This is a genomic window from Variovorax sp. GW821-FHT06D12 (assembly GCF_059419205.1).
The window spans coordinates 141,877-167,059 of record NZ_JBWKRI010000009.1 but is presented as its reverse complement, the minus strand read 5'-3'; the positions used below and the strand labels follow the sequence as shown (position 1 = coordinate 167,059).

Genomic DNA, 25,183 nt, shown 5'->3' with positions numbered 1-25,183 from the left:
CAGAAGACGCGCCGGCGGGCCGGAAATTTAGTCCGCGCAGGCCCCGCGCCTAAACAGCCTGCCCCACGGAGCGTCTACTCACTCATCGACAGCAGTGCAGGCGTGCGAATCCCCATGAGCTTCCCGAGACACCGTCCCTCCGATCCGGCCTTCAGCATGGCCTGGCGGCTTTTTCGCGAGCTGCACGACGCACCGTCGCCCGAGCGCGCCGAGCAGCTCGTGGCCTGGCTCGGCCAGGACCCGAGCCACGTGCGCGCGCTCGACGAGGCCCTGACGCTGTGGGCCCTGGCCGGCGCCTCGGTGGTGGAGGCCGCGCGCGAGGCGGGCGCGCAGCCGCTGCTGCAATAGGCGCCGCGCCTTCCTGCTAAACAAGCAGGCGCGCCGAACGTCATTGCAGGGAGCCCGTCTCCCTTTGCAACGAACCGTCCGCCGCATGAACCTCACACCCGCCAGCGCCCCCGCGTCCGAACTCGTCCGGCTGTTGCGGCCCTATTTCCCGTGGATCGCGCTGTCGACCGTGACCGGCATCGGCGCGGGCATCGCGACCGTCGCGCTGCTGGCGACCATCAACCAGGTGCTGCATCGCCCCGGCGGCCTGGCCGGCGGACTGCTGCTGACCTTCATCGGCCTGTGCGTGGTGGCGCTGGTCGGGCGCGCCACCTCCGACATGTCGAACAACGTGGTCGGCCAGCGGCTCGTGGCGCAAGTGCGCAAGAGCCTGGCGCTGAAGATCCTCGCGGCGCCGATCGATGCGCTCGAGCGTTACCGCATGCACCGCCTGATGCCCGTGCTCACGCAGGACGTCGACATGATCAGCGACGTGGCCTTCATGCTGGCCTCGACCATGATCGCGCTGGCCGTCTCCTTCGGTTGCCTGGGCTACCTGGCCTGGCTCTCGCCGCCGCTGTTCGGCCTGCTGCTGGCGGCGCTGCTGGTGGGCATCACCGTGCAGAGCCTGGCGCATGCGCGCGGCATCTCGGGTTTCTTCAAGGCGCGCGAGCAGGAAGAGGCGCTGCACAAGGCCTACCGCGGTATCAGCGAAGGCGCGAAGGAGCTGCGCATGCACCGCGCGCGCCGCGCCAAGGTGTACGAGCAGCAGGTGGCGCACACGGTCGAGCGCATCCACGACATCAACCGCCGCGCCATCAACATCTTCGTGCTGGCCTCGTCCTTCGGCTCGGCGCTGTTCTTTCTGCTGATTGCACTCATCCTCGGCTGGGCCGCATTCCGCGACACCGCGCCGGTCGTGCTCAGCGGCTTCGTGCTGGTGCTGCTGTTTTTGAAGGGGCCGCTCGACCAGGTGGTGGCGGCGCTGCCGCACCTGGGGCGCGCGAAGGTGGCCTTCGAGCGCATCGGTGACCTGTCGGCCCGCTTCGCCACGCCCGAGCCGCACCTGGACCTGCACGCGCCGCCCGCCACGCCGGTGCTGCACGACGCCATCGAGCTGCGCGGCGCGCGCTATGCGTTCCCAGCGGTGGAGGGCGCGGAGCCCTTCGTGCTCGGCCCGGTGGATTTGCGCATCGGCCGCCGCGAGATCGTCTTCATCGTCGGCGACAACGGCTCGGGCAAGACCACGCTCATCAAGCTGCTGCTGGGCCTGTACGCGCCGGTCGATGGCGAGCTGCTGCTCGACGGCCAGCCCGTGACGCCGCAGACGCGCGACGACTACCGCCAGCTCTTCACCACCGTGTTCTCGGACTTCTACCTGTTCGAAGACCTCGTGGCCGGCGAAGAGGGCGGCCACCAAGCGCTGCCCGAAACCGCCTTGCCCTACCTGCAACGGCTGGAGATCGCGCACAAGGTGTCGGTGAAAGACGGCGCCTTCAGCACCACCGACCTCTCGACCGGCCAGCGCAAGCGGCTGGCGCTGGTGCATGCCTACCTCGAAGGCCGGCCGGTGCTGGTGTTCGACGAATGGGCCGCCGACCAGGACCCGGCCTTTCGCCATCTGTTCTACACCGAGCTGCTGCCCGAGCTGCGCGCCAAGGGGCACTCGCTGGTGGTCATCTCGCACGACGACCGCTACTTTCATGTGGCTGACCGCATCGTCCACATGAAGGCCGGGCGCATCGCGCAGGCCACCGAGGCGCCGGCGCCGAGCCTCGCGGCTTGACCCGTTCGCGAAGCGGGTGCTAGTGTGGGGTTCGCTTCGACCGAACCTCCACAACAGAAAGAACAGGCTTCCTCATGCACTTTCGCTCCACCCCGCGCTCATGGACGCGCGCCGCCTGCCAGGGCGCCGTGCTGGCCAGTGCCTTGCTCGCCGTCAACGCCTTGGCCCAGAAGCCGCACCAGGGCGTGCTCGACGCCGCCACGCAGCAGAAGGACGAGACGCTGCAGCTGCTGGAGCGCATGGTCAACATCGATTCGGGCTCGACCAACACCGAGGGCCTGGCCAAGGTGCGCGAGATGGTGGCGGACGAGCTGCGCAAGCTCGACGCGCGCATCGAGAGCTTTCCCGCCGAGCCGCACCCGGGCACCAACCTGGTCGCGACGCTGACGGGGCAGGGCAAGAAGAAGATCCTCATCCTGGCCCACATCGACACCGTGTTCAAGGACGGCACGGCCGCGGGCAAGCCCTTCTACATCAAGGACGGCCGTGCCTATGGCCCCGGCGTGATGGACAACAAGGGCGGCGTCGTGGCCGGCCTGCAGGCGCTGAAGATCCTGCAGAAGATCGGTTTCAAGGACTACGGCCAGATCACCTTCCTGATCGACACCAATGAAGAAACGGGCTCGGTCGGCACCAGCGCGCTCATCGAGCGCGTGGCCAAGCAGCACGACGTGGCGCTGAACCTCGAGCCGGGCCGCCCGGCCGACGGCCTCGTCGTCGAGCGCAAGGGTTCGGCCACGGCGCTCATCGAGGTGAAGGGGCTCGCGTCGCATGCGGGCGTCGCGCCCGAGGCGGGCCGCAATGCCGCGATGGAGGTCGCGCACCAGGTCCTGCAACTGTCGAAGGTGGCAGATGCGGCGAAGAAGACCACGGTCAACTTCACGGTGCTCACGGCCAACGGACCGACCAACGTGATCCCCGCGTCGGCCAGCGCCAAGGGCGACGTGCGCGCCGCCACGCCCGAGGAGCTCGACCGCGTCGAGAAAGATCTGACGCGCATCGCGCAGAACAAGCTCATCCCCGAGACCGAGGTGCGCGTGCGCCTCGTGCGCGGCCTGCCGCCGATGCCGCGCTCGCCCGCATCGGACAAGCTGGTGCGCATGGCCGAGGGCATCTACGGCGAGATCGGCAAGAAGCTCACCATCGAGAGCAGCGGCGGCGCCGCCGACGCCAGCCTCGTGGCCGGTGTCGGCGTGCCCGTGCTCGACGGCTTCGGCATCGTGGGCGGCGGCATCCACACGCCGGAGGAATACGCCGAGGTCGAGAGCGTGGTGCCGCGGCTTTATCTGCTGTCGCGGATGCTCATGGACTTGAGCGCGAACTGATTTCGGTTCCTGGGGACGCTGGCTTGGAGTGCCAGCGTCAGGTTTTCTCGAGCTCCAACTTCAGATCGCTTGCCTTGAAGGTTTGCGGTGAGTAGCGTTTGCCGGAGAGCCGCGACAGTGCATCGACGAGCACCTGTATTTGCGATTCATCGAAGTCCGCTTTGTCGCGCTGCTGGGGGTCGCGCAATTGAGTCGAGGATGTTTCGATCTTGGTTGCAACCGCGGCGAGCGCATTGACGGTTACCGCATCCAGGGCCTTCTTGTCACTCTTGGTGCCGTCGGGCCATTTCACGCTCTGTGCGAAATCGATCAACTTCTTCGCGTCTCGATAGCGCTGGTTCTTGTTGACGCTGGCTTTCAGCGCATCGATGACCGCGACGCGCTCGGCGGTGGAGGCCTGGGCCTCGGAAGAGAGTTTGGCGGTAAATGCAGCGAAGGTGTTGGCGGGGTCGAGCGTGGCCTCCTCCTTGGCGCGATTGATCTGCACCGTGAGGTAGGTGCGATTCTTCAGCACTGAATTGCATGTCGCGTCTTCGTAGATCCGCCCATTTTTCTGGTTGAACCACCAGCGTGTCCAGGGATGCGTTGAACTGCTCCCAGAGCCACCCGAGTCCGCGAATGGCATGCGCACGAACGCGTAGTTGCCGTATTCCAGCCGACCGGAATGCAGTGAATTGATCTGCTCCGCGCCCGGGAGCAACGAGGCGTGGTACTTGAACTCGATGTCGCTCTTGTTGGCTTTGAGCAAGCCGCCGCCGATCGTGTCGAGCACCTTCAGCACTGGCGATGCCGGCGGATAGGCCACGGCGCCCAGGCTGGCCGCTGCGGTGAGCAGGCCCGAGATTTCCGTGTTCTCCTTGATGTCGAGCTCCATGATGTAGAACTCCAGGAGCAGGGGCTTGCCGTGGTATTCGATGGGCCCGTAGATGGGCAACTGGCTGAAATTCAGGTACTGCCCAGGCGCGACGCCTTCCGAGTAGTAGATGAGGCGGCCACGATCCCTTCCGGCAACACTGAAATCGAAATCGGTCTGGGCGTCTTGCTCTGCGATGCGCGCAACGATGGCGATCTCGCCGCGCTTCTTGAAGCCGAGCAGACTGGCACCGCGCTCGACGAACTCGTTGATGAAAACCTGGCTCAGATGAACCGTGATCACGTCGCCCTTTTGTATGGCGGGGTGCTGGTTCTGTGTGACCGCATTACATCTCTCGCCAGTGGCCCGAATGTCATAGGCCTGAGCATCTGTGTCTGCGGAGAAATCGTTGCCGCACACCGATTGGTATTTCCTGACGAACGGGACGCAGGAATTGGCGATGCTCCAGTGCGCCTTCGCGTAGTCGTTGACGCCTTGGTCGTCGGCGGCGTTCGCAAAAGTGCAGGCCTGCACCAGCACGACGGCCGCCGCGCGCAGGATGATTGCATTCTTCATGGCTTCCTCCTTGTGGTTCCACGTGGATGTCGAATCCGGTTTCGTGCGTGGAGGAGGGGAAGCCTGCGCCGTATCGCCGCAAATGTGCGATCGCGTAATTCTTGTCAGTCCCCGCAACAACGCAGAGGGACTGTTCCAGTCGCCGGGAGGGTCAGGAATCCCACAAACGAGGGAGTCGTTCGAGCAACGGGCTCGGTACGGCCGCCGCCGATGCAGACGACGGCCCCGGCAGAGGGCTGATCGAGAGGCCTCAGCCCCGCTTCGGAATGCCCAGGCCCTTCACCACCGCCGGCCGTGCCACAAAGGCCTCAAGCACGCGCGCCACGTTCTTGAACTCGCTGAAGCCCACGAGGTCGCCGGCCTCGTAGAAGCCGATCAGGTTGCGCACCCACGGGAAGGTGGCGATGTCGGCGATGGTGTACGTGTCACCCATGATCCAGGCGCGGTCGGCAAGGTGCTTGTCGAGCACGCCGAGCAGGCGCTTCGACTCGGCCACGTAGCGGTCGCGCGGGCGCTTGTCTTCGTAGTCCTTGCCGGCGAACTTGTTGAAGAAGCCGAGCTGGCCGAACATCGGGCCGATGCCGCCCATCTGGAACATCACCCACTGGATGGTCTCGTAGCGGGCCGCCGCATCCTTCGGGATGAACTGGCCGGTCTTCTCGGCGATGTACAGCAGGATCGCACCCGATTCGAACAGCGCCAGCGGCTGGCCGCCTGGGCCGTTCGGGTCGAGGATGGCGGGGATCTTGTTGTTCGGGTTGAGCGACAGGAACTCCGGCGACATCTGGTCCTGGGTCTCGAAGCTCACGAGGTGCGGCTCGTAGGGCAGGCCGGTTTCCTCCAGCAGGATCGACACCTTCACGCCGTTGGGCGTGGGCAGCGAGTACAGCTGCAGGCGCTCGGGGTGCTGCGCGGGCCATTTCTTCGTGATGGGGAAGTGCGAGAGATCGGTCATGGGGGAAGTCCTTGGAAGGAGGTCGACAACGGCGAGCGCCGGATTCTGCACGGGTCAGGCTGGCGGCGTGCGCGCATGGCCTTGCAGGCGCGGCAGCACCTCGCGGCCGAGCTCGTCGACCACGTCCTGCGCGGGTCGCCGGCTGCTGCGCGCGAGGTTCAGCAGCACGTGGGCGACGCCGGCGTCTTCCATGCGGTCGAGGTAGTCGACGAGCGCATGGCGTCCCGTGCGCAGGCCGAGTTCGATGGGCTCGGCGGGCGCGTCGGCATCGTCCAGCAGGTCGAGCTGCAACGATTGAATGAAGGGCTTGGCTTCGCCGCCCGCGCGTTCGCGCAGCGCGGTCTGCCACAGGCCGATGCGGCCCTGCTGGCGCGCTTCGTCGCGGTGGTAGGTGGCCCAGCCGTCGGCGTGGGCGGCGGTCCATTGCAGCGACTGGCGCGCCGAGCCCACCACCAGCATGCCGATGCGCGCGGCGGGCGCCGCCATGAGGTCGTGGCCGCCGGTGGCTTCGTGCAGCGCGGCGCGCTCGTGCGCATCGGGCGAGAGCGCCGAGCGCACGAGGTTCCAGCGTTCGCGGAAGACGTCGCCGCGCAGCGCGATGTCCTGCTGGAAGATGGCGAACTCGGCCTCGCGGTCACCCGAGCCCAGGCCGAGGATGAAGCGGTCGTTCGACAGGCGGTTGAGCGAGAGCGCGGCCTTGGCCACGTGCAGCGGATGGCGCAGCGGCAGCACCGCGGCGGCGGTGCCGAGCGCGATGCGCTGCGTGGCGGCGGCCAGCGCGGTGAGCCAGACGAAGGGCTCGTCGAGCACCGCGGTCTCTTCGCCCTGCGGCAGCATCACCGGCACGTCGCGCGTCCACAGCGCGGCAAAGCCGAGCGTGTCGGCCAGGCGGGCCAGGTGCAGTTCGATCGCGGGGTCGGCCATCGCGCCGGGCGGGCGCGCCAGCGGCGTCATCAGGCCCAGGGTGAGGCGCCCGGCGAGCAGCGTCTGCCGGTAGGCGGTGTTGAAGGGCGCCATGGCGGCGTCAGGCGCGCCGCTTGCGGGAGGCCGGCGCGACGGGCGCAGCGAACAGCCGCTCGATCGATTGCCGCACGTCGGCCTGCATGTCGGCGATGGCCTTGGTGTCGCCCGAGAGGTGCTTGAGCAGCGCCTGCAGGAACAGCCCGTCGAAGAGGGCGTAGCAGGCCGAGGGCGGCAGGCCCGGCGCCTGGCCGGAGAGTTCGGCGAAGCGGCTCATGATGCGCCAGATCATGTCTTCGAGGCTCTTGTCGATCTGCACCACGTCGTCGTGGAAGGCCGCTTCGAACAGCGCCTGCGAACGCAGGTCGTACCAGAGCCGGTGCACGTGGCCTTCGCCCAGCAGCGTGTCGCCCAGGCTCTGCAGGAAGCCTTCCATGAGCTCGTCATACGTCGTGGCGGTGTCGACCGCGTGGTCGTAGCGCGTGACGCAGCGGGCCTTGTACTGCTTGACGCTGCAGACGATGAGGTCGACCTTGTCGCTGAAGTAGTAGTGCAGCACGCCGTGCGAGAACTCGGAGTTCTGCGCAATCTCGCGCAGGCTGGTGCGCGCGTAGCCGAGCGTGGCCAGCGTGGTGAGGGCGGCTTCGCCGAGCTCGGCGCGGCGCTGCTCGAACTTGTCGGCCGGTGCCTTCTGCACCCGTCCGGCGTGCTTCTTTACCCGTGAATGAGTGGTCATTTCTAGCCAGGCCGCAGTGTGCCGGCCGCTGTGTTTCCTGGTGATTGCAAACCATAGCACGCGGCGTGGGAAATCCCTCGTACGTGCATTCCAGAGGCATTTTACGAAATTTGGGCAGTCGTCAAAAAAATTCTTGACACTCGTCAAGTCGATTCCTAGCATGGCCGCTCCATCTCATACACATATCCACAGGAGACAAGTGATGGCCAAGTTCGACTTGACGGGGCGCAAGGCCCTGGTGACAGGGGGTGCGCGCGGCATTGGCGCGGGCATCGCCCAGGCGTTGGCGCAGGCGGGTGCGTCGGTGATGATCGGCGACGTGCTCGCCGATCTGGGCAAGGAGACCGCACAGCGGCTTTCCGCCGAAGGGGCGAAGGTGGGCTTCGTCCCGCTCGACGTCACGAAGGACGGCGATTGGGCTGCTGCCACCGAAGCCACGGTGAAGGCGCTAGGCGGCTTCGACATCCTGGTCAACAACGCCGGCATCGAGATCACCTCGCTGGTGGTCGACGTCGACGGCGACGACCTGCGCCGCATGCTCGACGTGAACGTGGCCGGCACGCTGCTGGGCATGAAGCACGCCTTTCGCGCGATGCGCCCCGGCGGCAGCGCGGGCGGCGGCGGGGCGGTGGTCAACATCGCCTCGGTCGCGGCCACCATCGCCTTTCCCGCCATCGCCGGTTACTCGGCGACCAAGTCGGCGGTCGACCGCGCCACGCGGGTGGCGGCCATGGAGTCCGGCAAGCTGGGCTACGGCGTGCGCGTCAACTGCATCTACCCCGGCCTCGTGCCTACCGACATGGGCATGAAGCTCGCCAACGACATCGTGGCCGCGGGGCTCGCGCCCAGCGTCGAGGCCGCCGTGGGCGATGTCATCGGCCAGACGCCGCTGGGCCGCCTCGGCGAGATCGGCGACATGGCCGACGTGGTGGTCTTCCTCTGCTCCGACGCCGCCCGGTTCATCACCGGCGCGGGCCTCGCGGTGGACGGCGGCATGGGCATGTGAGCGATCAACCAGGAGAGAAACAATGAGCAGCAAGAAGAAACCCGTCATCGTCTACGGCGCCTCCGGCTACACCGGGCGCCTGGTCTGCGAGTACCTGCGCGAGTACCACATCCCCTTCATCGCCGCGGGCCGCAGCGCAGAGAAGCTCGAAGCGGCGATGAAGTCGAACGTGCCCGGCATCGAGACCGCGGACTACGAAGTGGTCGAGGTCGCGCACACGGTCCAGGCGCTCACCGAGCTCTTCACCGGCGCCTCGGTCGTGCTCAACACGGTGGGGCCGTTCGCCAAGTTCGGTCCCGAGGTGGTCGATGCCTGCCTGGCCGCCGGCTGCCACTACACCGACACCACCGGCGAACAAGACTGGCTCATCACGCTCGACCAGAAATACGGCGCCAAGTTCGCGGCGGCAGGCCTGCTGCTGTCGCCCGGCCTGGCGCAGATGTACACCACCGGCGAAATCGCGGCGCAGCTGTGCCTGGAGACGCCCGGCCTGGACACGCTCGACATCGCCGTGTTCTGGGGCGGCAGCCCGACCATCGCGTCGACGCAGACCATCCTGGTGAACGCGGCCACGTCCAAGGCCTTCTACCTGGAGCAGAACCAGTACGTCGAATGGCAACCCGACGCGGGCCTGTACCACCTGTCGATTCCCGGCCAGCATGAAGCCGCACTGGCATTGCCCTGGGGCGGCACCTCGCACCCGGTGTGGTTCAAGCGCGATCCGCGCGTGGCCAACGTGAAGGTGCTCGGCGGCGTCTTCAACAAGCCGCTGATGCTGGGCGTGCCGCAGATCGTGGCCGCCGCGCTCAAGGCCACCGAAGGCATGAACGACGAAGACCGCTATGCAGCGCTGGCCCAGACGGCCGCGGGCGTGATGAACACCATGCCGCCGCGCGAGAACCCGCGCATCAACAAGTCGGTCGATTCGGTGCATGCCTCCGGTCCGCTGGGGCGCGCGCATTGCGTGATCTTCGGCAACTGCAACTACAAGCAGACCGGCCTGCTGCAGGCCTATGCCGCGGCCTCGCTGCTGCAGCAGGCGCCGCGCCGCGCCGGTTTCGCCTCGGGTTGCCAGGCCTTCGGACACCGCGAGCTGCTGGGGGCGCTGCGCAGCTTCGGGCTGGTGCAGGAACCCGTGCTCACGCGGATGGGCTGACGCGCATGCGCCTCGTCGACTACCTCGACAAAGGCGCCCAGCAGGGCGCCGATTCGCCGTGCCTCACCATGGGCGACGCCGACCTGAGCTACGGCCAGGTGCAACGCATCAGCTGGCGCGTGGCGCGCGGCCTGCAGCGCGCCGGCATTCAGCCCGGGGACAAGGTGGCGGTGCTCTCGAGCAACGACGCCCTGGCCTTCGCCACGGTGTTCGGCATCTCGCGCGCCGGTGGCGTGTGGTGCCCGATCAACCCGCGCAACGAGGCCAGCGAGAACGCCTTCGTGCTCGATGCCTTCGATTGCGCGTGCCTCGTGTTCCACAGCAACTACGCACCCATGGTCGAGCAGATGCGCGCGCAGCTGCCGAAACTGAAGGCGCTGGTGTGCCTCGACCAGCGCCAGGCCTTCGCGTCCGCCATGGACGAGTGGCTCGACGGGCTGGACGACGCGCCGATCGACATCGCGCCGCCCGACGACGTGGCCATGATCGCCGGCACCGGCGGCACCACTGGCCAGCCCAAGGGCGTGATGCTGTCGGGCGGCAACCTGGAGGCCATGTCGGCGCTGACCCTCATGGGCTACCCGTTCGAAGGCCGGCCCGTGTACCTGGCGCTCGCGCCGCTCACGCATGCGGCCGGCGTGCTGTGCCTGCCGGTGATGGCGCTGGGCGGGCGCGTGGTCATCATGCCCAAGCCCGACCTGAGCGAGTTCCTTTCGCTCATCGAGCGCCGGCGCGTCACCCACACCTTCCTGCCGCCGACGCTGATCTACATGCTGCTGCAGCACCCTGAGCTGGCGCAGACGAAGCGCGACTCGCTGCAGTGCTTCTGGTACGGCGCCGCGCCCATGTCGGCCGCGCGGCTCGAAGAGGCGCTCGACAAGATCGGCCCCGTCATGGCCCAGCTCTTCGGCCAGACCGAGGCGCCGATGATGGTCTCGATGATGCCGCCGCGCGACCACTTCAATGCCGACGGCTCGGTGGCGCGCCAGCGCCTGGCCTCGGCGGGGCGGCCCGGGCCGCTGGTGCAGGTCGGCATCATGAACGGCGAGGGCGCCTTGCTGCCCACGGGCGAGAGCGGCGAGATCGTGGTGCGCGGCTCGCTCGTGATGCGCGGCTACTACAAGGACCCGAAGGCCACGCAGGAGGCCTCGCGCCACGGCTGGCACCACACGGGCGACATCGGCTACCTCGACGGCGACGGCTTCCTGTACATCGTCGACCGCGCCAAGGACATGATCATCTCGGGCGGCTTCAACGTCTACTCCGCCGAGGTGGAGCAGGTGCTGATGCAGCACCCCGACGTGCAGGACAGCGCCGTCGTCGGCCTGCCCGACGAGAAGTGGGGCGAGCGCGTGGTGGCCGTGCTGCAGCTGCATGCGGGCCGCAGCGTGGACGCCGAGGCGATCAAGGCGTTCGTCAAGTCGCGCATCGGCAGCGTGAAGGCGCCCAAGCAGGTCGAGGTGTGGGCCGACCTGCCGCGCTCCAAGGTCGGCAAGGTGCTCAAGAAGGAAGTGCGGGCGTCGCTGCTGCAGAAGCTATCGTCATCCTGATTCAGTCGCGCTGGTAGTGCCCCTGGTGCGCCTGGCGCAGCTCGAACTTCTGGATCTTGCCCGTCGAGGTCATCGGCAGCGCGGGCACGAAGACGATGTCCTTGGGCACCTCGAAGCCACCGAGGTGTTCCTTGCAGTGCGCCGTGAGCGCGGCCTCCGAGAACTCGGCCGACGCATCGGGCCGGCGCGTGACGAAGGCCGTGATGGCCTCGCCCCAGCGCTCGTGCGGCAGGCCGACCACCGCGGCATTGAGCACGCCCGGGTGGCGCAGCAACACCTCCTCGACCTTGAGCGAGGGCACGTTCTCGCCGCCCGACTTGACCATGTCCTTGAGGCGGTCGAGAAAGATCAGCTGCCCGTCGTCGTCCAGCTTGCCCAGGTCGCCCGAGTGATGCCAGCCGAAGCGCTGCGCGTGCGCCGTGGCCTGCGGGTCCTTGTAGTAGCCGAGCATCACGTTCGGTCCGCGAAAGACGATCTCGCCGACCTGGTTCGGCGCCAGCAGCTCGCCCTCGTCGCCCATCACCGCGACCTCGTTCACCAGCGTGCCCACGCCCCAGTACGAGCCGAAGCGCTCGCGCTGCTGGTGCGTCTCGAAGATGGTGGCGCCGGGGTACATCTCGGTCTGCCCCGAGGCCAGTGCGAAGTTCGGGCACAGCGCATCGAGCAGGCGCAGCAGCAGCGTGCGCGACATCGGCGCCATCGCATACACGCACAGCCGCAGGCTCGACAGGTCGCGCGACTCGCGCTGCGGGTGGGCCAGCAGCGCGCCGTACATCATGGGCAGTCCGACCGTCACGGTGATCCTGTGGCGCTCGATGGCGGCGAGCATCGCGCCGGGGTCGAAGCCGCGCAGGATGACGTTCGTGCCGCCCACCGCAAGCGCCGACATCAGCACCGTGTGCTGCCCGCAGTGAAAGAGCGGCAGCACGTTGCTCCACACGTCGTGGTGCGCCGGGCCGCCGCCCCATTCGAGCATGTTGCTCTGGAGCACCGAGTGCACCGAGGCGTGCGAATGCATCACGCCCTTCTGCCGGCCGGTGGTGCCGCTGGTGTACATGATGAGCGCGAGCTGGTCGCTGTCGATGGCCACGTCGGGCAGCGTGGCGGGGCCCTGCGCGATGGCCTGCGCCACGGTGGGCACGCCGGACGGCGGCGTGTCGCCGTCGAGCACGCACAGCAGCGGTGAGACGCTGGCCGTGTCCAGCAGCTGGCGCAGTTCGGGGCGCGCGTGCAGCGCGGTGTCGATCACCAGATGCCGCGCTTCGGCGTGTTCGAGGATGTAGCCGATGGCATCGACCGCGAGCGCCGTGTTGATCGGCACCCACACGAGGCCGGCCTTCTGGATGCCGAGCAGCGCGACCACCATCTCGATCGAGTTGTTGCACAGCATGGCCACGCGCTCGCCGCTTGCGAGGCCCAGGCCCAGCAGGTGGTGCGCGAAACGGTTCGATGCGGCGTCGAGCTCGCTGTAGCTCATGCGGTGCTCGCCCTCGATCAGCGCGGTGCGCGCGCCGAAGCGCCGCGCGCTGCGGTGGATCACATCGCCCAGCGCAATGCGGGCGATGCGCTGGAAGGAGGAAGGGGAGGGCTCAGGGCGGGCGGCGGGCATGGCGTCGTGTCTCCGGTCGTTGGGGGTGTCGATCGGAGCGCAGACTAAGACCGGCACCGCCTGCCGGTCTTGCGAAGAGTGGCTATGCGGCGCCGGCCGCCCGCCGGGGCCGCGTCAGAAGCGGGCCTTGAGGAAGGCCGAGGGCCCCTGCAGCCGCACCTTGAGGCGCGAATCGGCAAAGCCGCCCTCGCGCGTGAGGTCGATGTTGGTCACGCCATACGACAGCACCAGGCCCACGTTCTTCACCGGGAACCACTCCACGCCGGCTGCGGCGTTGTAGATGTTGCCGTGGAAGCGGCCGCTGCTCTTCCACACGCCGGAGGCGTCGGCGAACAGCCGAAGGTCGGGCGTGATCGCGTGGCGCACGCCGACCTCGAGCAGGGGCGCGATGGCGTTGTCGCTCGAGCGCTCGCTGACCGAGCGCACCTGTCCGTTCACGCCGACCAGCGCGCTGGCACCGAGCGTCGCGCGGTAGTAGGCCGCGCCGGCGCCCAGGCCGAAGACGGTGTTGCCCGAGCCGAGCCACCACTTGTAGGCGAGCTTGGCGAAGTCGAGCTGGGCCGAGAGGTTCGCGTTGCCGATGGCGCTCAGCGAGCCGAAGCTGCCGAACGAGGTGTTGCCCGCCACCTGCCCTTCGTAGTCGCGCTTGTAGCGGTAGTAGTCGAAAGACAGGCCCTGGCTGTCGCCGATCAGCACGTCGGCCGAGATGCGCGGCATGGTCACGCGGCCCGGCTTGAGTTCGTTCGAGCGCAGCACGCCGTAGGGGGTTTCGACCGAGGCGCTGAACTTGGGATCGGCACTGAAGGCCCCCACCGAGAAGCTGAAACGGTCCAGCGCCGGCGAGGGCTCGGCCCCAGCGGAGGGCACGAAGCAAAGAAGGGAGAGGGCGCCGGTTCCGGCCAGGGCGCCGAATCTCGCGGTCCGGTCGAACGGACGCGAACGAAGCAACAGCATGAAAGAAATCCTTCGGGTGAAAGATGCCTCGGGCATGTGCATGGCGCGATGCCTCCGGGCTGAGGCTCCCTGAAACCGCATCACCTTAGTGACGCGGCACCGCGCTGCGCATGCGCCGTTGGCCGATGTGCCTGTAGGAAATTGCCGATCGCACGCCGACGCATGCCTCGGCGCTACAGTCCGCCCATGCGCGAACACCTTTCCACCACCACCGGTCCCCAACGTCTTCTCTACGGGGCCGCGGCGGCCGTCGCGGTGGCGCTCGTGCCCTGGCCGATGGGCCTCACGGCGCGCGCGCTGGCCGGCTGGTGCGCGGGCGTGGCGGTGTACCAGGTGCTCAGCTGGTGGCTGGCCGAGACCTTCGATGCCCAGCGCACGCGCGAGCGCGCGCAGCAGCTGGACCAGCCCAACGTCGTGATCCTGGTGTCGATGCTGGTGGCGGTGGGCGTGAGCGTGGTCGCCATCGCGATGCTGCTGCAGCAGGTGCGCCAGCTCAGCGGCTGGGCGCGCGGCGCGCACGTGGCGCTCGGGCTCGTGGCACTGGCGGGCTCGTGGCTGATGATGCACACGATCTACGCCTTCCACTACGCGCACCGCTACTACATCGACCGCAAGGACAGCGCCTCCGACGGCGGGCTCGACTTTCCGGGCAAGGAAGCGCCCGACTACTTCGACTTCATGTACTACGCCTACGTGATCGGCATGACCTCGCAGGTGTCGGACGTGCAGGCCACCTCGCACGAGATGCGGCGCATCACGCTGGTCCACAGCGTGCTCGCCTTCGCCTTCAACATGCTGGTGCTGGCCCTGTCCGTGAACGTGGTGGCCGGCGTGGTCTAAGAAGGCTCAGCCCGCGGCCTTGCGCAGCGACGGCAGCTTGACGATGCCGGTCGACAGCGCCACGCCGCACACGATCACGAAGGCGCAGATCAGCATCCACTGCGTGATCTGCTCGCCCAGGAACACGGCGCCGTAGAACAGCGCGAACACCGGCACGAGGAAGGTCACGGTGAGCGCGCGGGCCGGGCCGGCGCGCTCGATGAGCCGGAAGAACAGGATGTAGGCCACGCCCGTGCAGGCGATGCCCAGGGCCAGCAGCGCCAGCCACGCGCGCAGGCTGGGCATCTGCGCGGGCCAGAGCCAGATCGCGGGCAGTGCGAGGAACAGGCTGGCGCCGATCTGGCTGCCGGTGGCCGTGGTCAGCGCGGGCACGCCTGACAGGTGGCGCCGCGTGGCGCTGGCCGAGATGCCGTAGCACAGGCAGGCCGCCAGGCACGCCAGCACGGCCCACAGCGCGGCGTGGTTGCTGGCGCCGGCGTGCAGGCCGGCGCTGCGGCTGGCGAGCATCGCGACGCCCGCGAAACCGATCACCAGACCGACGAGGCGCGAGCCGTTCGGCCGCTCGCGGAACCAGGCCCAGGCCACCAGCGCGCCGAACATCGGCGTGGTGGCGTTGAGCACCGCCGCCAGGCCGGTGTTGATGGTCAGCAGCGCGAAGCAGAACAGCGCGAAGGGCATGCCCGAGTTGAAGATGCCGACCGTGAGGCTGGCCTTCCAGTGCTTGGCGATCGACGGCCCCTGGCCGCGCAGCAGCGCGATCGGCAGCAGGAACAGCGCCGCGATGACGACGCGCACGGCGGCCGTGGGCAGCGCGCCGAACTCCGCCGCGCCGATGCGCATGAACAGGAAAGAGGCGCCCCACAGCGCGCCCAGCAGCACGAGATCGACGAGCCACGCCTTCGGTGCGAGCGCGGCGGGAGCGGGCGAAGGCGAGGGAGCGACGGTGGTGTTGTTGTTCGTTGTGGTCATGCGTCTCTTTGGGGAACGGCGCGGCGCCACATCGAGAGGATGTCGCGCTGCGCCGCGGGCGGTGTTTTCTTCTGTCTTACTTGCCGGTCTCGAGGTCGAGCAAGGCGGTCTTGCGCTCGAGCCCGCCAGCGTAACCGGTCAGCGAGCCGTCTGCACCGAGCACGCGGTGGCAGGGCACGATCACGCTGATCGGGTTGCGCCCGACCGCCGCGCCCACCGCGCGCACCGCGGCCGGGTTGCCCACGCGCTGGCTCAGCGTGCCGTAGGTCGTGGTCTCGCCGGCCGGGATGGCCAGCAGCGCCTGCCACACGCCCTGCTGGAAGGCGGTGCCGTGCGACAGGTCGAGCTGCATGTCGAAGTGGCTGCGGCGGCCCGCGAAGTAGTCGCGCAGCTGCGCGGCGGCCTCGACCAGCGCGGGGTGGTCGTCCTGGGTCTGCCAGCCCGTGGTGTCGGGCCAGTGGCGCTGGTGGTCGAACCAGACGCCGGCCAGGCCCTGGTCGGTGGCGGCCATCGTGACGCCGCCCAGCGGCGTTTCGGTGTGCGAGGTGTAGATGACGGTGCGCTTGAATTTCATGGTCTTTCAGGCACGGGGCCTGCCGTTGCGAGGTCGGAAGAAATGGCGATCGGCGCGGCGGCCGGTGCCGGTTCAGAGGGCGCGGGCGGCGTGTGCCAGGCCCGCAGCACCGCATAGCTGCGCCAGGGCCGCCAGGCCTGCGAGGCTTCGCCCGCGGCGCGCGCGGTGGTCACGCCCAGCGCCTTCTGCAGGGCCACGTCGCCGGCGGGAAAGGCGTCGGGCCAGCGCAGCGCGCGCATCGCGATGTACTGCGCCGTCCAGGCGCCGATGCCGGGCAGTTCCTGCAGCGCCGCGAGGGTGGAGGGCACGTCGGCGCCCGCATGCAGCGCCAGCCGGCCCGAGGCCACTTCGCGCGCGATGGCCTGCAGCGCGGCCTGCCGCTGGCGCACGATGCCCAGCTGCCCGAGCGCATCGCCGCTGGCCGCCGCCAGCGCGGCGGGCGTGGGGAACAGGCGGCTCAGGCCGTCGATGGGCGTGTCGATCGCGTCGCCGAAGGCCTCGACCAGCCGCGAGCCCAGCGTGCGCGCCGCGGCCACGGTGATCTGCTGGCCCAGCACCGCGCGTACCGCGAGCTCGAAACCGTCGACCGTGCCCGGTACGCGCAGCCCGTCGCCGTGCGGAAAGGCGGCGTGCAGCGCGGCGTTGATGGCCATCGGCTCGGCGTCGAGGTCGAACAGGGCGCGTGCGCGGCTGATGACGATGGGCAGCACCGCGGCCAGCGAATCGCTCACGGCCAACAGCACCTGCTCGCGTTCGAGGTCGAAGCGCAGCTGCAGCCAGCCGGCGTGCGTCTGCCCGCCCTGCTGCACGCGCAGCGTGCGCGCCAGCCGCACGTAGGTCGGCGTGCTGCCCTTGGCGGGCTCCTTGCCGTCGGCGGTGTGCACGGTCTCCACGCCGCGCAGCGCGCGCCGTGCGAAGAAGCCGAGCATGGCGTTCGCGTCGTAGGGCGGGCGAAAGCCCAGCCGCACCTCGATGGCCTTGCCTTCGCCGCCCTCGGTGCCGCCCGCGCGGCGCAGCGCGCTCGGGTTGAGCCCGTAGTGCTCCACGAAGGCCGCGTTGAAGCGCCGCACGCTCGCGAAGCCGCTGGCCAGCGCCACCTGCGTCATCGGCAGGCGCGTGTCGGCGATGAGCTGCTTGGCGGCCAGCAGGCGGCGCGTCTGCAGGTACTGCAGCGGCGACACGCCGAACTGCGCCTCGAAGATGCGCCGCAGATGGCGGTCGCTCACGCCCAGGCGGGCCGCGATCTGCGCCGCGCCGGGGCCTTCCTCGGCCCAGGCGTCGGGCTCGTCGATGAGCCGCGCCGCCTGCAGCGCGAGGATGCGCGAGGCGTCTTCGGTCGACCAGCTGGCCGCGCGCGGTGCCAGCTCGGGCCGGCAGCGCAGGCAGGGCCGAAAGCCTGCGGCCTCGGCCTGGGCCGCGTGGCGGAAGAAACGGCAGTTCTCGCGCCGCGGCAGCTTCACGCGGCACACCGGCCGGCAGTAGATGCCGGTGGAGGTCACTGCCGTGAAGAACGAGCCGTCGAAGCGCGCATCGTGCGTCTTCATCGCCAGGTAGCAGGCGTCGCTCTCGAGCACTTCGGTGGGGGCGTGGGCGGTAGACATGGGGAAATGATACGGTTTCGACTCGTTTCAACTGGCCGTTTTCGGACATCGATGTCTACAACGCGTTGCCTACAATGCCCGACTCCGAACCAACAGTGACCCCGCCCTTCATGCAGCTCAGCGCATCGATCTTCAAGGCCTATGACATCCGCGGCGTCGTGCCCCTCAGTCTCGATGTCGAAGTGGCCGAGGCGCTGGGCCGTGCCTTCGGCAGCGCAGCACGCGCGGCCGGCGAGACCGCGGTGGCCGTGGGCCGCGACGGCCGCCTGTCGGGCCCGGCGCTGGTGGACGCGCTGATCGACGGCCTGGTCGCCACCGGCGTCGAGGTGATCGACATCGGCGCGGTCACGACCCCGATGCTGTACTTCGCGGCCCACACGCTGTGCACCAGCGGCATCCAGGTCACGGGCAGCCACAACCCGAAGGACTACAACGGCTTCAAGATGGTGCTGGCCGGTCGCGCGATCTACGGCGACGAGATCCAGGGCCTGCGCAAGACCATGGAAGACGGCAGCGCCACGCTGGCGCCCGGCGGCAGCGTGCGCAAGGTCGACGTCACCGACGCCTACGTGCAGCGCATCGTGGGCGACATCAAGCTGGCACGCCCCATGAAGATCGTGGTCGATTCGGGCAACGGCATCGCGGGTGCGACCGCGCCGGCCATCTTCCGCGCCATCGGCTGCGACGTGGTTGAGCTGTTCAGCGAAGTCGACGGCAATTTCCCCAACCACCACCCCGATCCGAGCAAGCCCGACAACCTCCGGGACCTGATGGCCGAACTGGCCAAGGGCCAGGCCGAGCTGGGCCTGGCTTTCGACGGCGACGGCGACCGGCTGGGCATCGTCACCAAGGACGGCCAGAACATCTTCCCCGACCGCCAGATGCAGCTCTTTGCGCAGGACGTGCTCTCGCGCGTGCCCGGCGGCACCATCGTCTACGACGTGAAGTGCTCGCAGCGCCTGGCGCCGGCCATCGAGGCCGCGGGCGGCACGCCGATGATCTACAAGACCGGCCATTCGCTCATCAAGGCGAAGATGAAGGAAATCGATTCGCCGCTGGGCGGCGAGATGAGCGGCCACATCTTCTTCAAGGAGCGCTGGTACGGCTTCGACGACGGCACCTACGCCGGCTGCCGCCTGCTCGAGATCCTGAGCAAGCACCCGGACGCGAACGCCGTGCTCAATGCGCTGCCCACCAGCTTCTCGACCCCCGAGCTGAACGTCGCCTGCGCCGAAGGCGAGCCGCACGCGCTGGTCGCCCAGCTCGTGCAGAACGCGCGCTTCGACGCGCCCGCCCAGGTCTCGACCATCGACGGCCTGCGCGTGGACTGGCCCGATGGATTCGGGCTGATCCGCGCTTCCAATACCACCCCCGTGCTGGTGCTGCGCTTCGAAGGCCAGACCGAGGCGGCGCTCCAACGCATCGAGACCGAGATGCTTGCGGTGCTGCGAACGGTCAAGCCCGACGCCACGCTGGCCGCTGCTGCCCACTGAAGAACCTGTGCGTTCCCTGCTGCTTCGCCTCTACGGCGTCTTCACCACCGCCGTCCAACCGCTGGTCCGCCGCAAGCTGCGCCGCCGCGCCATCGCCGAGCCCGGCTATGCCGTGGCCGTCGAGGAGCGCTTCGGCCACTACGACGACGCCACCACCGGCTTTGCCCAGTGCTGGGTGCATGCCGTCTCGCTGGGCGAGACGCGCGCCGCCGCCATCCTGATCGCCGAACTGCGGCGCCAGTACCCGGGCATTCCGATCCTGCTCACGCACGGCACCGCCACGGGCCGCGAAGAGGGCGCCAAGCTGCTCGAGCCCGGCGACACGCAGGTCTGGCAGCCGTGGGACACGCCGGGCGCCGTCGCCCGCTTTCTCGACCGCTTCCAGCCGCGCATCGGCGTGCTGATGGAAACCGAGGTCTGGCCCGAGATGGCCGCCGCCTGCGCCGAGCGCCGCATTCCGCTGGTACTGGCCAATGCGCGGCTCAACGAGAAATCGCGCGCCGCGGCCGAACGGCTCAGCGGGCTGGCGCGGCCGGCGTACTCGGCGCTCGCCGCCGTCTGGGCGCAGACCGAGGCCGATGCGCACCGGCTGGTGTCGCTGGGCGCCAAGGTGGCCGGGATCTACGGCAACCTCAAGTTCGACGCCACGCCCGACGCGCGGCAACTGGCCACGGCCGTCTCGCTGCGCGAGCATCTGCCGCGCCCGATGGTTGTGCTGGCCAGTTCGCGCGACGGCGAGGAGCGGCTGCTGCTCGAGGTGCTCAAGCGCTTCGGCGCCACCTCTCCGGTGCCGCCCGAGCAGGGTGCGATCCGCTCGATCGCCAAGCGCGTGCACGACGTGCAATGGATGATCGTGCCCCGCCATCCGCAGCGTTTCGACGAAGTGGCGGCGCTCATCGAGGCCGAAGGCTTTGCGGTGGCACGCCGCAGCGCGGCCGGCCAGCCGGCCGAGGCCGAGATCTGGCTCGGCGATTCGCTGGGCGAGATGGCGCTGTACTACGGCCTCGCCGACGTGGCCTTGCTCGGCGGCAGCTTCGAGCCGCTGGGCGGGCAGAACCTCATCGAGCCGGCGGCCTGCGGTTGCCCGGTGGTCATGGGCCCTTCGACCTTCAATTTCGCCGAGGCGGCGCAGCTGTCGCTCGCGGCGGGCGCGTCGCTGCGCGTCGAGGGCATGGAGCAGGCGGTGACGGCGGCGCTCAAGCTGGTCGAGAACCCGGAGCGCCGCGCCGTGATGGCGCAGGCCGCGCTGGCCTTCTCGTCGTCGAACCGTGGCGCGGCCGAACGCACGGCGGCGGCGGTGCTGGCGATTGCGCAGGCGGCGGAGCCGGTGACGACGCCGGTGGCCGGCGACGACGGCGCGCCGCCCGAAGCGGCGCGGGCCGAACCCACGCTGGATTGAGCGACCCGTTGCCGGGTCAGCGCACCGGCGGGTTCAGGATCACCGGCGGCGGCGGTGCCGACGGCATCGTCGGCGCAGGCGGGTTGAACGGCTGCACCGGCACCGGCGGCACCACCGGAATGGCCGGCGGCGTCACGGGCACCACGGGCGCACCCGTCGTCGCGGCAGGCACCGCAGGCGTGCTGCCGTTGCGTGCCAGCGTCGCGTTGATCGCGTTCATGTCGTCGGTCGTCAGCGTGCCGTTGGCCTGGCGCAGCTTCAGGTTGCCCAGCAGCACGTTGTAGCGCGCCTGCGCGAGGTCGCGCTTGGTCTGGAACAGCTGGCTCTGCGAGTTGAGCACGTCGATGTTGATGCGCACGCCCACCTGGTAGCCCAGCTTGTTGGCGTCGAGCGCGCTCTGGCTGGAGGACTCGGCCGCTTCGAGCGCCTTCACCTGGCCGGCGCCCGACACCAGCCCGAGGTAGGCCGCGCGCGTGGCCTGCGCCACGCTGCGGCGCGTGCCCTCGAGCACGCTGCGCGACTGGTCTTCGAGGGCCAGCGTTTCCTTGATGCGGTTCTCGGTGGCAAAGCCCGCGAACAGCGGCAGGTTGAAGGTGACGCCGACCGTGGCGGCGTTGACGCGCGTGCCCACGGTGCTGGTGCTGGTGCCGGTCGGGTTGCGCGTGACGTTGTAGCCCAGGTTGGCGTCCAGCGTGGGCTTGTGGCCGGCCTGCGCCTTCTGCACCTCGAGCCCGGCCACGTCCAGGCCCAGGCGCGCCTGGCGGATCGCCGGATGCACCTCGTCGGCCTGCGCCACCCAGGCGTTGATGTCGGCGGGCTGCGCGGTCGGCAGCACGACCGGCGCGGCCAGCGGCACGGGCACGCTGCCCGGGCGGCCGACCAGCTGGTCGAGCACCACCTTCTTGACCTGCAGGTCGTTCTCGGCGGCGATTTCCTGGGCAATCACGAGGTCGTAGCGGGCCTGGGCCTCGCGCGAGTCGGTGATGGTGGAGGTGCCGACCTCGAAGTTGCGCTTGGCCGAGGCCAGCTGCTCGGCCACGGCCACCTTCTGCGCGCGCACCAGGGCCAGGCTGTCCTGGCTGGCGAGCACGTCGAAGTAGGCCTGGCTCACGCGCACGATCAGGTCCTGCTCGGCGATGGTGAGCACCGCCTGCGCCACCTCGGCCTGGCGCTTGCCCTGCTCGTAGGTGGCCCAGTTGGCGGGGCGGTACAGCGGCTGCGTGGCATTGATGCCGACGTTCTGCGTGGTGAAGTCGCGCGAGGCGCTGGTGCCGCGGCCGGTGCCGGTCAGGGTGTCGATGTCCAGGTTGCTGCGGTTCACGCCCGCGGTGAGCCCGACGGCCGGCAGGATGCCCGCCTTGGCCTGCGCGGCGCGCGCCAGGTTGGCCTCGTACTGGGCCCGCGCGCCCTGGTAGGTGGCGTCGAAGCCGCGCGCGGAATCGTAGAGTTCGTTCAGTGTCTGGCCCTGGGCCGGCAGTGCGAGCAGGCTCGCAATGGCGCTTGCGAGGGCTGCGGAAAGAGGCAGAAGCCGGGGCCTGGGAGGCATTGAACGTCCTTGGGAGGGAAAGAATCAGTAGCGCGGCACGCTCGGGTCGTGCTGCGCGGACCAGGCGTCGATGCCCCCCGCCACGTTGGCGAGCGAGTCAAAGCCGTTCTGGTGCAGAAAAGCGGCCACGCGCTGGCTGCGGGCGCCGTGGTGGCACAGGCAGGCGATGCGGGGCGCGGGCTGTCCGTCGCCGGCGGCGAGTTCGGCCAGCCGGCCGGGGATCTCGTTCATCGGGATCGCGACCAGCGTGAAGCCCTGCGGCGCGACGCTCGCCGTCTGCAGCTCCCAGGGCTCGCGCACGTCGAGCAGCACGGGGGCGGCGTCGGCGTCCTGTGCGAACCAGGCGGCCAGGTCGGCGGGGCGGACTTGATCGATCATTCGGTGGGCCGCTCGGTCAGAAGGCGAAGCGCGAGGGCTCGGGGAAGTTCAGCAGGCGCGGCGCCACGGTGTCCCAGGGCTGGATCGTCTCCCACTTGCTTTCGCTGGTGCGGGTCACGAAATGGGCGCGCATCATGGGCTCGTCGCCGACGATGGCCGACAGGCGGCCGCCGACCTTGAGCGAACCGAGCAGGTTCTGCGGAATGCGCGCAACCGAGCCGCTGAGCACGATCACGTCGAAGCTCGGGCCGCTGGCCAGGGGCACGGCGCCGTCGGCGTGGCGCACTTCGACATTCGTCACGCCGTTGTTGCGCAGCGTCTCGGCGGCGCGGGCGGCCAGCACGGGGTTGATTTCGAGCGACAGCACCTGGGCCGCGCGGGCGCCGAGCAGGGCGGCCATGAAGCCGGAGCCGGTGCCGATCTCGAGCACCGATTCGTGCTTCTGGATGTGCAGGTCCTGCAGGGTGCGGGCCTCGACCTTGGGCGACAACATGAATTCGCCGGGCACCGAGCCGTCGAGCAGCGGCAGTTCCATGTCGAAGAAGGACAGCGTGCGGTGCGCGTCGGGCACGTAGTCTTCGCGGTGAATCTCGGCCAGCAGCTCGAGGATGTCCGACTCCAGCACGTCCCAGGGACGGATCTGCTGTTCGATCATGTTGAAGCGCAAGCGCTCGAGGGTGGGCGTGGGGTTCATGGCGTGGCTTTCCTTGAAGGCTCTGGACGGGACAAACCTTCAATTTTAGGTCGCGCCGATGACGCCACCGCGCCAGTCGGCCATCCGATGGCCGTCATGCGGGGCTCCCGGGGCGCACGCACAGGCCGTGGAGCACGGTTTCGCACTGGGTGGCGATGAATTTTTCGGGGTCCAGCGTGCTCACGCCGTCGACGCAGACCATGGCCGAATGCTTCCAGAGCATGAGGAACACCATGGGGGCGACCACCGAGTAGATGGCGTGGTCGATGTCCATTTGCACGAACTCGCCGCGGTCGATGCCGCGCTGCAGGATGCGGCGCAGCAGGTCGTGGCCGGGGCGCACCACCTGCTGGCGGTAGAACTCCGCCAGCTCGGGGAAATTGCCGCCTTCGCTCATCATCAGCTTGGTCAGGCCCGAGGCCTTGGTCAGGCCGACGCGCTCCCACCAGACGTTCATGCAGTAGCGCAGCATCTCGGCCGTCGTGCCCTCGAAGGCCTCGAACTCGGCGTTCCACTCTGTGAAACGGCCGCCGAGGTTTTCGATCACCACGGCCTTGAACAGCTCTTCCTTGCTCGGAAAGTAAAGAAAGAGGGTGCCCTTGGACACGCCGGCACGGGCCGCCACTTCTTCCGAGCGGGTGGCGGCAAAGCCCTTTTCGACGAACAGGTCGAGCGCCGCTGCCAGCAGCTCGCCCGGACGCGCTTCCTTGCGCCGCTCGCGCTTGGACGGCAGCGGGCAGAACTTGTCGACGAGGGAACGGGGGGAGGCCATGATGTTAATGACTGACGGGTTAGTAATGTAGTGACCGGCATCCAGCCCGTCAAGCCGCGACAATACCGGTCCCCGCTTTTTCCAACCCACCCGGAGCCGCGCCATGTCTTCCTCACCGTCGCCCACCGAAACCATCGTGCTCGGCGGAGGCTGCTTCTGGTGCACCGAGGCGGTGTTCGACCGGGTGCAGGGCGTGCTGGACGTCGAATCGGGCTACAGCAATGGCCAGACCCTGAACCCGAGCTACGAGCAGATCTGCACCGGCCGCACCGGCCATGCCGAGGTCGTGAAGCTCGAATTCGACCCGGCGCAGATCAGCCTGCGCGAGCTGCTCGAGATCTTCTTCGTGGTGCACGACCCCACCACGCTCAACCGCCAGGGCAACGACGTCGGCACCCAGTACCGCAGCGGCATCTACATCACGAGCGACGCCCAGAAAGAGGTCGCCGACGCCGTCATCCGCGAGATCGAGGCCAGCAAGACCTACAGCTCGCCCGTGGTGACCGAGGTCGCCCCGCTGGCCAACTACTCGACGGCCGAGGCCTACCACCAGGACTACTTCCTGAACCACCCGAACCAGGGCTACTGCGCGTTCGTGGTCGGCCCGAAGGTCGAGAAGTTCCAGAAGACCTTCGCTTCGCGCGTCAAGGCCTGAGCCTCTTCTTTCACGCCCCGTGTCCGCCACCCTGCGCCAGACCCCGACCTGCATGACGCGCGCCACCCGCGCGCTCGTCGTCGCGCTGGCGTTCGCGCTCTGGTTCGCCGGCACGATGGGGCTCATGCACCGTTCGCTGCACGTGCCAGGCCTGCCCGCCGCTGCTGCGGCGGCGCAGGCACAGGCCGCGCACCGGCACGACAGCGGCCACACGCTGGCCAGCCTGTTCGGCGTGCACGACGACGCCGACTGCCGCCTGTACGACCAGCTCGCGCACGGCACGGGCGTGCCCGGCGTGCCGCTGGTGGTGCTGCCGATGCTGCTGCCGGCGGCCACGTTTGCTTATCTGCAGGGCGAAGCCATCGCCCGCTGGGTCGCGCTCTTCGACGCGCGCGGCCCGCCGTCCACTCGCTGAATCCCCCGTGTTCCGGTTGCTGCACCCCTTCGGGCGGGTGAGGGCGGCCGGTCG

The 25,183-nt window shown here is 69.0% G+C and carries 24 protein-coding genes; 11 read left to right on the top strand and 13 right to left on the bottom strand.

Annotated features, from left to right (window positions below; genetic code table 11):
• Positions 1-114 precede the first annotated feature (114 nt).
• The 3 genes from AC07SQ_RS25830 to AC07SQ_RS25820 all read left to right on the top strand — a co-directional run bounded on the left by AC07SQ_RS25830 (position 115) and on the right by AC07SQ_RS25820 (position 3,438).
• Positions 115-348 carry a hypothetical protein gene (locus AC07SQ_RS25830; protein ID WP_070062443.1) on the top strand — a complete coding sequence of 78 codons (234 nt, stop codon included), beginning with the start codon at positions 115-117 and terminating at the stop codon, positions 346-348.
• A gap of 85 nt (positions 349-433) precedes the next feature.
• On the top strand, positions 434-2,113 hold the full coding sequence (locus AC07SQ_RS25825) for a cyclic peptide export ABC transporter (RefSeq protein WP_495271767.1): 1,680 nt from the start codon (positions 434-436) through the stop codon (positions 2,111-2,113).
• A gap of 74 nt (positions 2,114-2,187) precedes the next feature.
• On the top strand, positions 2,188-3,438 hold the full coding sequence (locus AC07SQ_RS25820) for a glutamate carboxypeptidase (RefSeq protein WP_495271766.1): 1,251 nt from the start codon (positions 2,188-2,190) through the stop codon (positions 3,436-3,438).
• A 37-nt stretch (positions 3,439-3,475) separates the two neighbouring features.
• Here AC07SQ_RS25820 and AC07SQ_RS25815 read toward each other — a convergent pair whose 3' ends face one another.
• The 4 genes from AC07SQ_RS25815 to AC07SQ_RS25800 form a co-directional block, all read right to left on the bottom strand.
• A complete protein-coding gene (locus tag AC07SQ_RS25815; RefSeq protein ID WP_495271765.1) occupies positions 3,476-4,867 on the bottom strand; it encodes a hypothetical protein in 1,392 nt (463 codons plus the stop codon).
• 250 nt (positions 4,868-5,117) lie between these two features.
• The gene (locus AC07SQ_RS25810) at positions 5,118-5,822 is read right to left on the bottom strand and encodes a glutathione S-transferase N-terminal domain-containing protein (RefSeq protein ID WP_307637852.1); all 705 of its coding nucleotides are present in this window, start codon (positions 5,820-5,822) and stop codon (positions 5,118-5,120) included.
• Between the two features lie 54 nt (positions 5,823-5,876).
• Positions 5,877-6,839, bottom strand: coding sequence for a TIGR03571 family LLM class oxidoreductase (locus AC07SQ_RS25805; RefSeq protein WP_495271764.1), 963 nt, complete (start codon positions 6,837-6,839; stop codon positions 5,877-5,879).
• A 7-nt stretch (positions 6,840-6,846) separates the two neighbouring features.
• The gene (locus AC07SQ_RS25800) at positions 6,847-7,518 is read right to left on the bottom strand and encodes a TetR/AcrR family transcriptional regulator (protein ID WP_139702901.1); all 672 of its coding nucleotides are present in this window, start codon (positions 7,516-7,518) and stop codon (positions 6,847-6,849) included.
• Between the two features lie 202 nt (positions 7,519-7,720).
• Here AC07SQ_RS25800 and AC07SQ_RS25795 point away from each other — a divergent pair, with 202 nt between their 5' ends.
• The 3 genes from AC07SQ_RS25795 to AC07SQ_RS25785 are packed head-to-tail and all read left to right on the top strand — an operon-like array spanning position 7,721 to position 11,230.
• Positions 7,721-8,524: an SDR family NAD(P)-dependent oxidoreductase gene (locus AC07SQ_RS25795; RefSeq protein WP_095746287.1), complete on the top strand. Its 804-nt coding sequence runs from the start codon at positions 7,721-7,723 to the stop codon at positions 8,522-8,524.
• Positions 8,525-8,546: 22 nt separating this feature from the next.
• Positions 8,547-9,680 carry a DUF5938 domain-containing protein gene (locus AC07SQ_RS25790; RefSeq protein ID WP_159275887.1) on the top strand — a complete coding sequence of 378 codons (1,134 nt, stop codon included), beginning with the start codon at positions 8,547-8,549 and terminating at the stop codon, positions 9,678-9,680.
• Between the two features lie 5 nt (positions 9,681-9,685).
• Positions 9,686-11,230 carry an acyl-CoA synthetase gene (locus tag AC07SQ_RS25785; protein WP_495271763.1) on the top strand — a complete coding sequence of 515 codons (1,545 nt, stop codon included), beginning with the start codon at positions 9,686-9,688 and terminating at the stop codon, positions 11,228-11,230.
• 1 nt (position 11,231) lies between these two features.
• Here the strand turns inward: AC07SQ_RS25785 and AC07SQ_RS25780 are convergent, their stop codons facing one another.
• Positions 11,232-12,839, bottom strand: coding sequence for a class I adenylate-forming enzyme family protein (locus AC07SQ_RS25780; RefSeq protein ID WP_495271762.1), 1,608 nt, complete (start codon positions 12,837-12,839; stop codon positions 11,232-11,234).
• Positions 12,840-12,953: 114 nt separating this feature from the next.
• Positions 12,954-13,793 (bottom strand): hypothetical protein, encoded by an 840-nt coding sequence (locus AC07SQ_RS25775; protein WP_495271761.1) that lies wholly within the window; start codon positions 13,791-13,793, stop codon positions 12,954-12,956.
• 186 nt (positions 13,794-13,979) lie between these two features.
• Here AC07SQ_RS25775 and AC07SQ_RS25770 point away from each other — a divergent pair, with 186 nt between their 5' ends.
• A complete protein-coding gene (locus tag AC07SQ_RS25770; RefSeq protein ID WP_070062606.1) occupies positions 13,980-14,633 on the top strand; it encodes a DUF1345 domain-containing protein in 654 nt (217 codons plus the stop codon).
• 6 nt (positions 14,634-14,639) lie between these two features.
• Here AC07SQ_RS25770 and AC07SQ_RS25765 read toward each other — a convergent pair whose 3' ends face one another.
• The 3 genes from AC07SQ_RS25765 to AC07SQ_RS25755 all read right to left on the bottom strand — a co-directional run bounded on the left by AC07SQ_RS25765 (position 14,640) and on the right by AC07SQ_RS25755 (position 17,777).
• Positions 14,640-15,602, bottom strand: coding sequence for a DMT family transporter (locus AC07SQ_RS25765; protein WP_159270831.1), 963 nt, complete (start codon positions 15,600-15,602; stop codon positions 14,640-14,642).
• Between the two features lie 76 nt (positions 15,603-15,678).
• Entirely contained in the window at positions 15,679-16,176 is a 498-nt protein-coding gene (locus tag AC07SQ_RS25760) for a methylated-DNA--[protein]-cysteine S-methyltransferase (RefSeq protein ID WP_495271760.1), read from the bottom strand.
• The gene (locus tag AC07SQ_RS25755; RefSeq protein WP_495271759.1) at positions 16,173-17,777 is read right to left on the bottom strand and encodes a DNA-3-methyladenine glycosylase 2 family protein; all 1,605 of its coding nucleotides are present in this window, start codon (positions 17,775-17,777) and stop codon (positions 16,173-16,175) included. The genes AC07SQ_RS25760 and AC07SQ_RS25755 overlap by 4 nt, the downstream gene beginning before the upstream one ends.
• A gap of 110 nt (positions 17,778-17,887) precedes the next feature.
• Here AC07SQ_RS25755 and AC07SQ_RS25750 point away from each other — a divergent pair, with 110 nt between their 5' ends.
• Together AC07SQ_RS25750 and AC07SQ_RS25745 are read left to right on the top strand one after the other, a co-directional pair.
• Complete coding sequence (locus tag AC07SQ_RS25750) at positions 17,888-19,270, top strand: phosphomannomutase/phosphoglucomutase (RefSeq protein ID WP_062469990.1); 1,383 nt, start codon at positions 17,888-17,890, stop codon at positions 19,268-19,270.
• A gap of 7 nt (positions 19,271-19,277) precedes the next feature.
• Entirely contained in the window at positions 19,278-20,669 is a 1,392-nt protein-coding gene (locus AC07SQ_RS25745) for a 3-deoxy-D-manno-octulosonic acid transferase (RefSeq protein ID WP_369629673.1), read from the top strand.
• A 16-nt stretch (positions 20,670-20,685) separates the two neighbouring features.
• On the opposite strand, the gene AC07SQ_RS25740 is transcribed toward AC07SQ_RS25745, so the two are convergent.
• The 4 genes from AC07SQ_RS25740 to AC07SQ_RS25725 all read right to left on the bottom strand — a co-directional run bounded on the left by AC07SQ_RS25740 (position 20,686) and on the right by AC07SQ_RS25725 (position 24,059).
• The gene (locus tag AC07SQ_RS25740; protein WP_495271758.1) at positions 20,686-22,215 is read right to left on the bottom strand and encodes a TolC family outer membrane protein; all 1,530 of its coding nucleotides are present in this window, start codon (positions 22,213-22,215) and stop codon (positions 20,686-20,688) included.
• Between the two features lie 24 nt (positions 22,216-22,239).
• Positions 22,240-22,593: a rhodanese-like domain-containing protein gene (locus AC07SQ_RS25735; protein ID WP_070062458.1), complete on the bottom strand. Its 354-nt coding sequence runs from the start codon at positions 22,591-22,593 to the stop codon at positions 22,240-22,242.
• A gap of 16 nt (positions 22,594-22,609) precedes the next feature.
• Positions 22,610-23,287 carry a protein-L-isoaspartate O-methyltransferase family protein gene (locus AC07SQ_RS25730; RefSeq protein ID WP_495271757.1) on the bottom strand — a complete coding sequence of 226 codons (678 nt, stop codon included), beginning with the start codon at positions 23,285-23,287 and terminating at the stop codon, positions 22,610-22,612.
• Positions 23,288-23,381: 94 nt separating this feature from the next.
• The gene (locus AC07SQ_RS25725; RefSeq protein ID WP_159270835.1) at positions 23,382-24,059 is read right to left on the bottom strand and encodes a TetR/AcrR family transcriptional regulator; all 678 of its coding nucleotides are present in this window, start codon (positions 24,057-24,059) and stop codon (positions 23,382-23,384) included.
• Positions 24,060-24,162: 103 nt separating this feature from the next.
• On the opposite strand from AC07SQ_RS25725, the gene msrA reads away from it, so the two are divergent.
• Together msrA and AC07SQ_RS25715 are read left to right on the top strand one after the other, a co-directional pair.
• Positions 24,163-24,714, top strand: coding sequence for a peptide-methionine (S)-S-oxide reductase MsrA (msrA, locus tag AC07SQ_RS25720; RefSeq protein ID WP_159270836.1), 552 nt, complete (start codon positions 24,163-24,165; stop codon positions 24,712-24,714).
• A 19-nt stretch (positions 24,715-24,733) separates the two neighbouring features.
• On the top strand, positions 24,734-25,129 hold the full coding sequence (locus AC07SQ_RS25715) for a hypothetical protein (protein WP_495271756.1): 396 nt from the start codon (positions 24,734-24,736) through the stop codon (positions 25,127-25,129).
• The last annotated feature ends 54 nt before the right edge of the window (positions 25,130-25,183 follow it).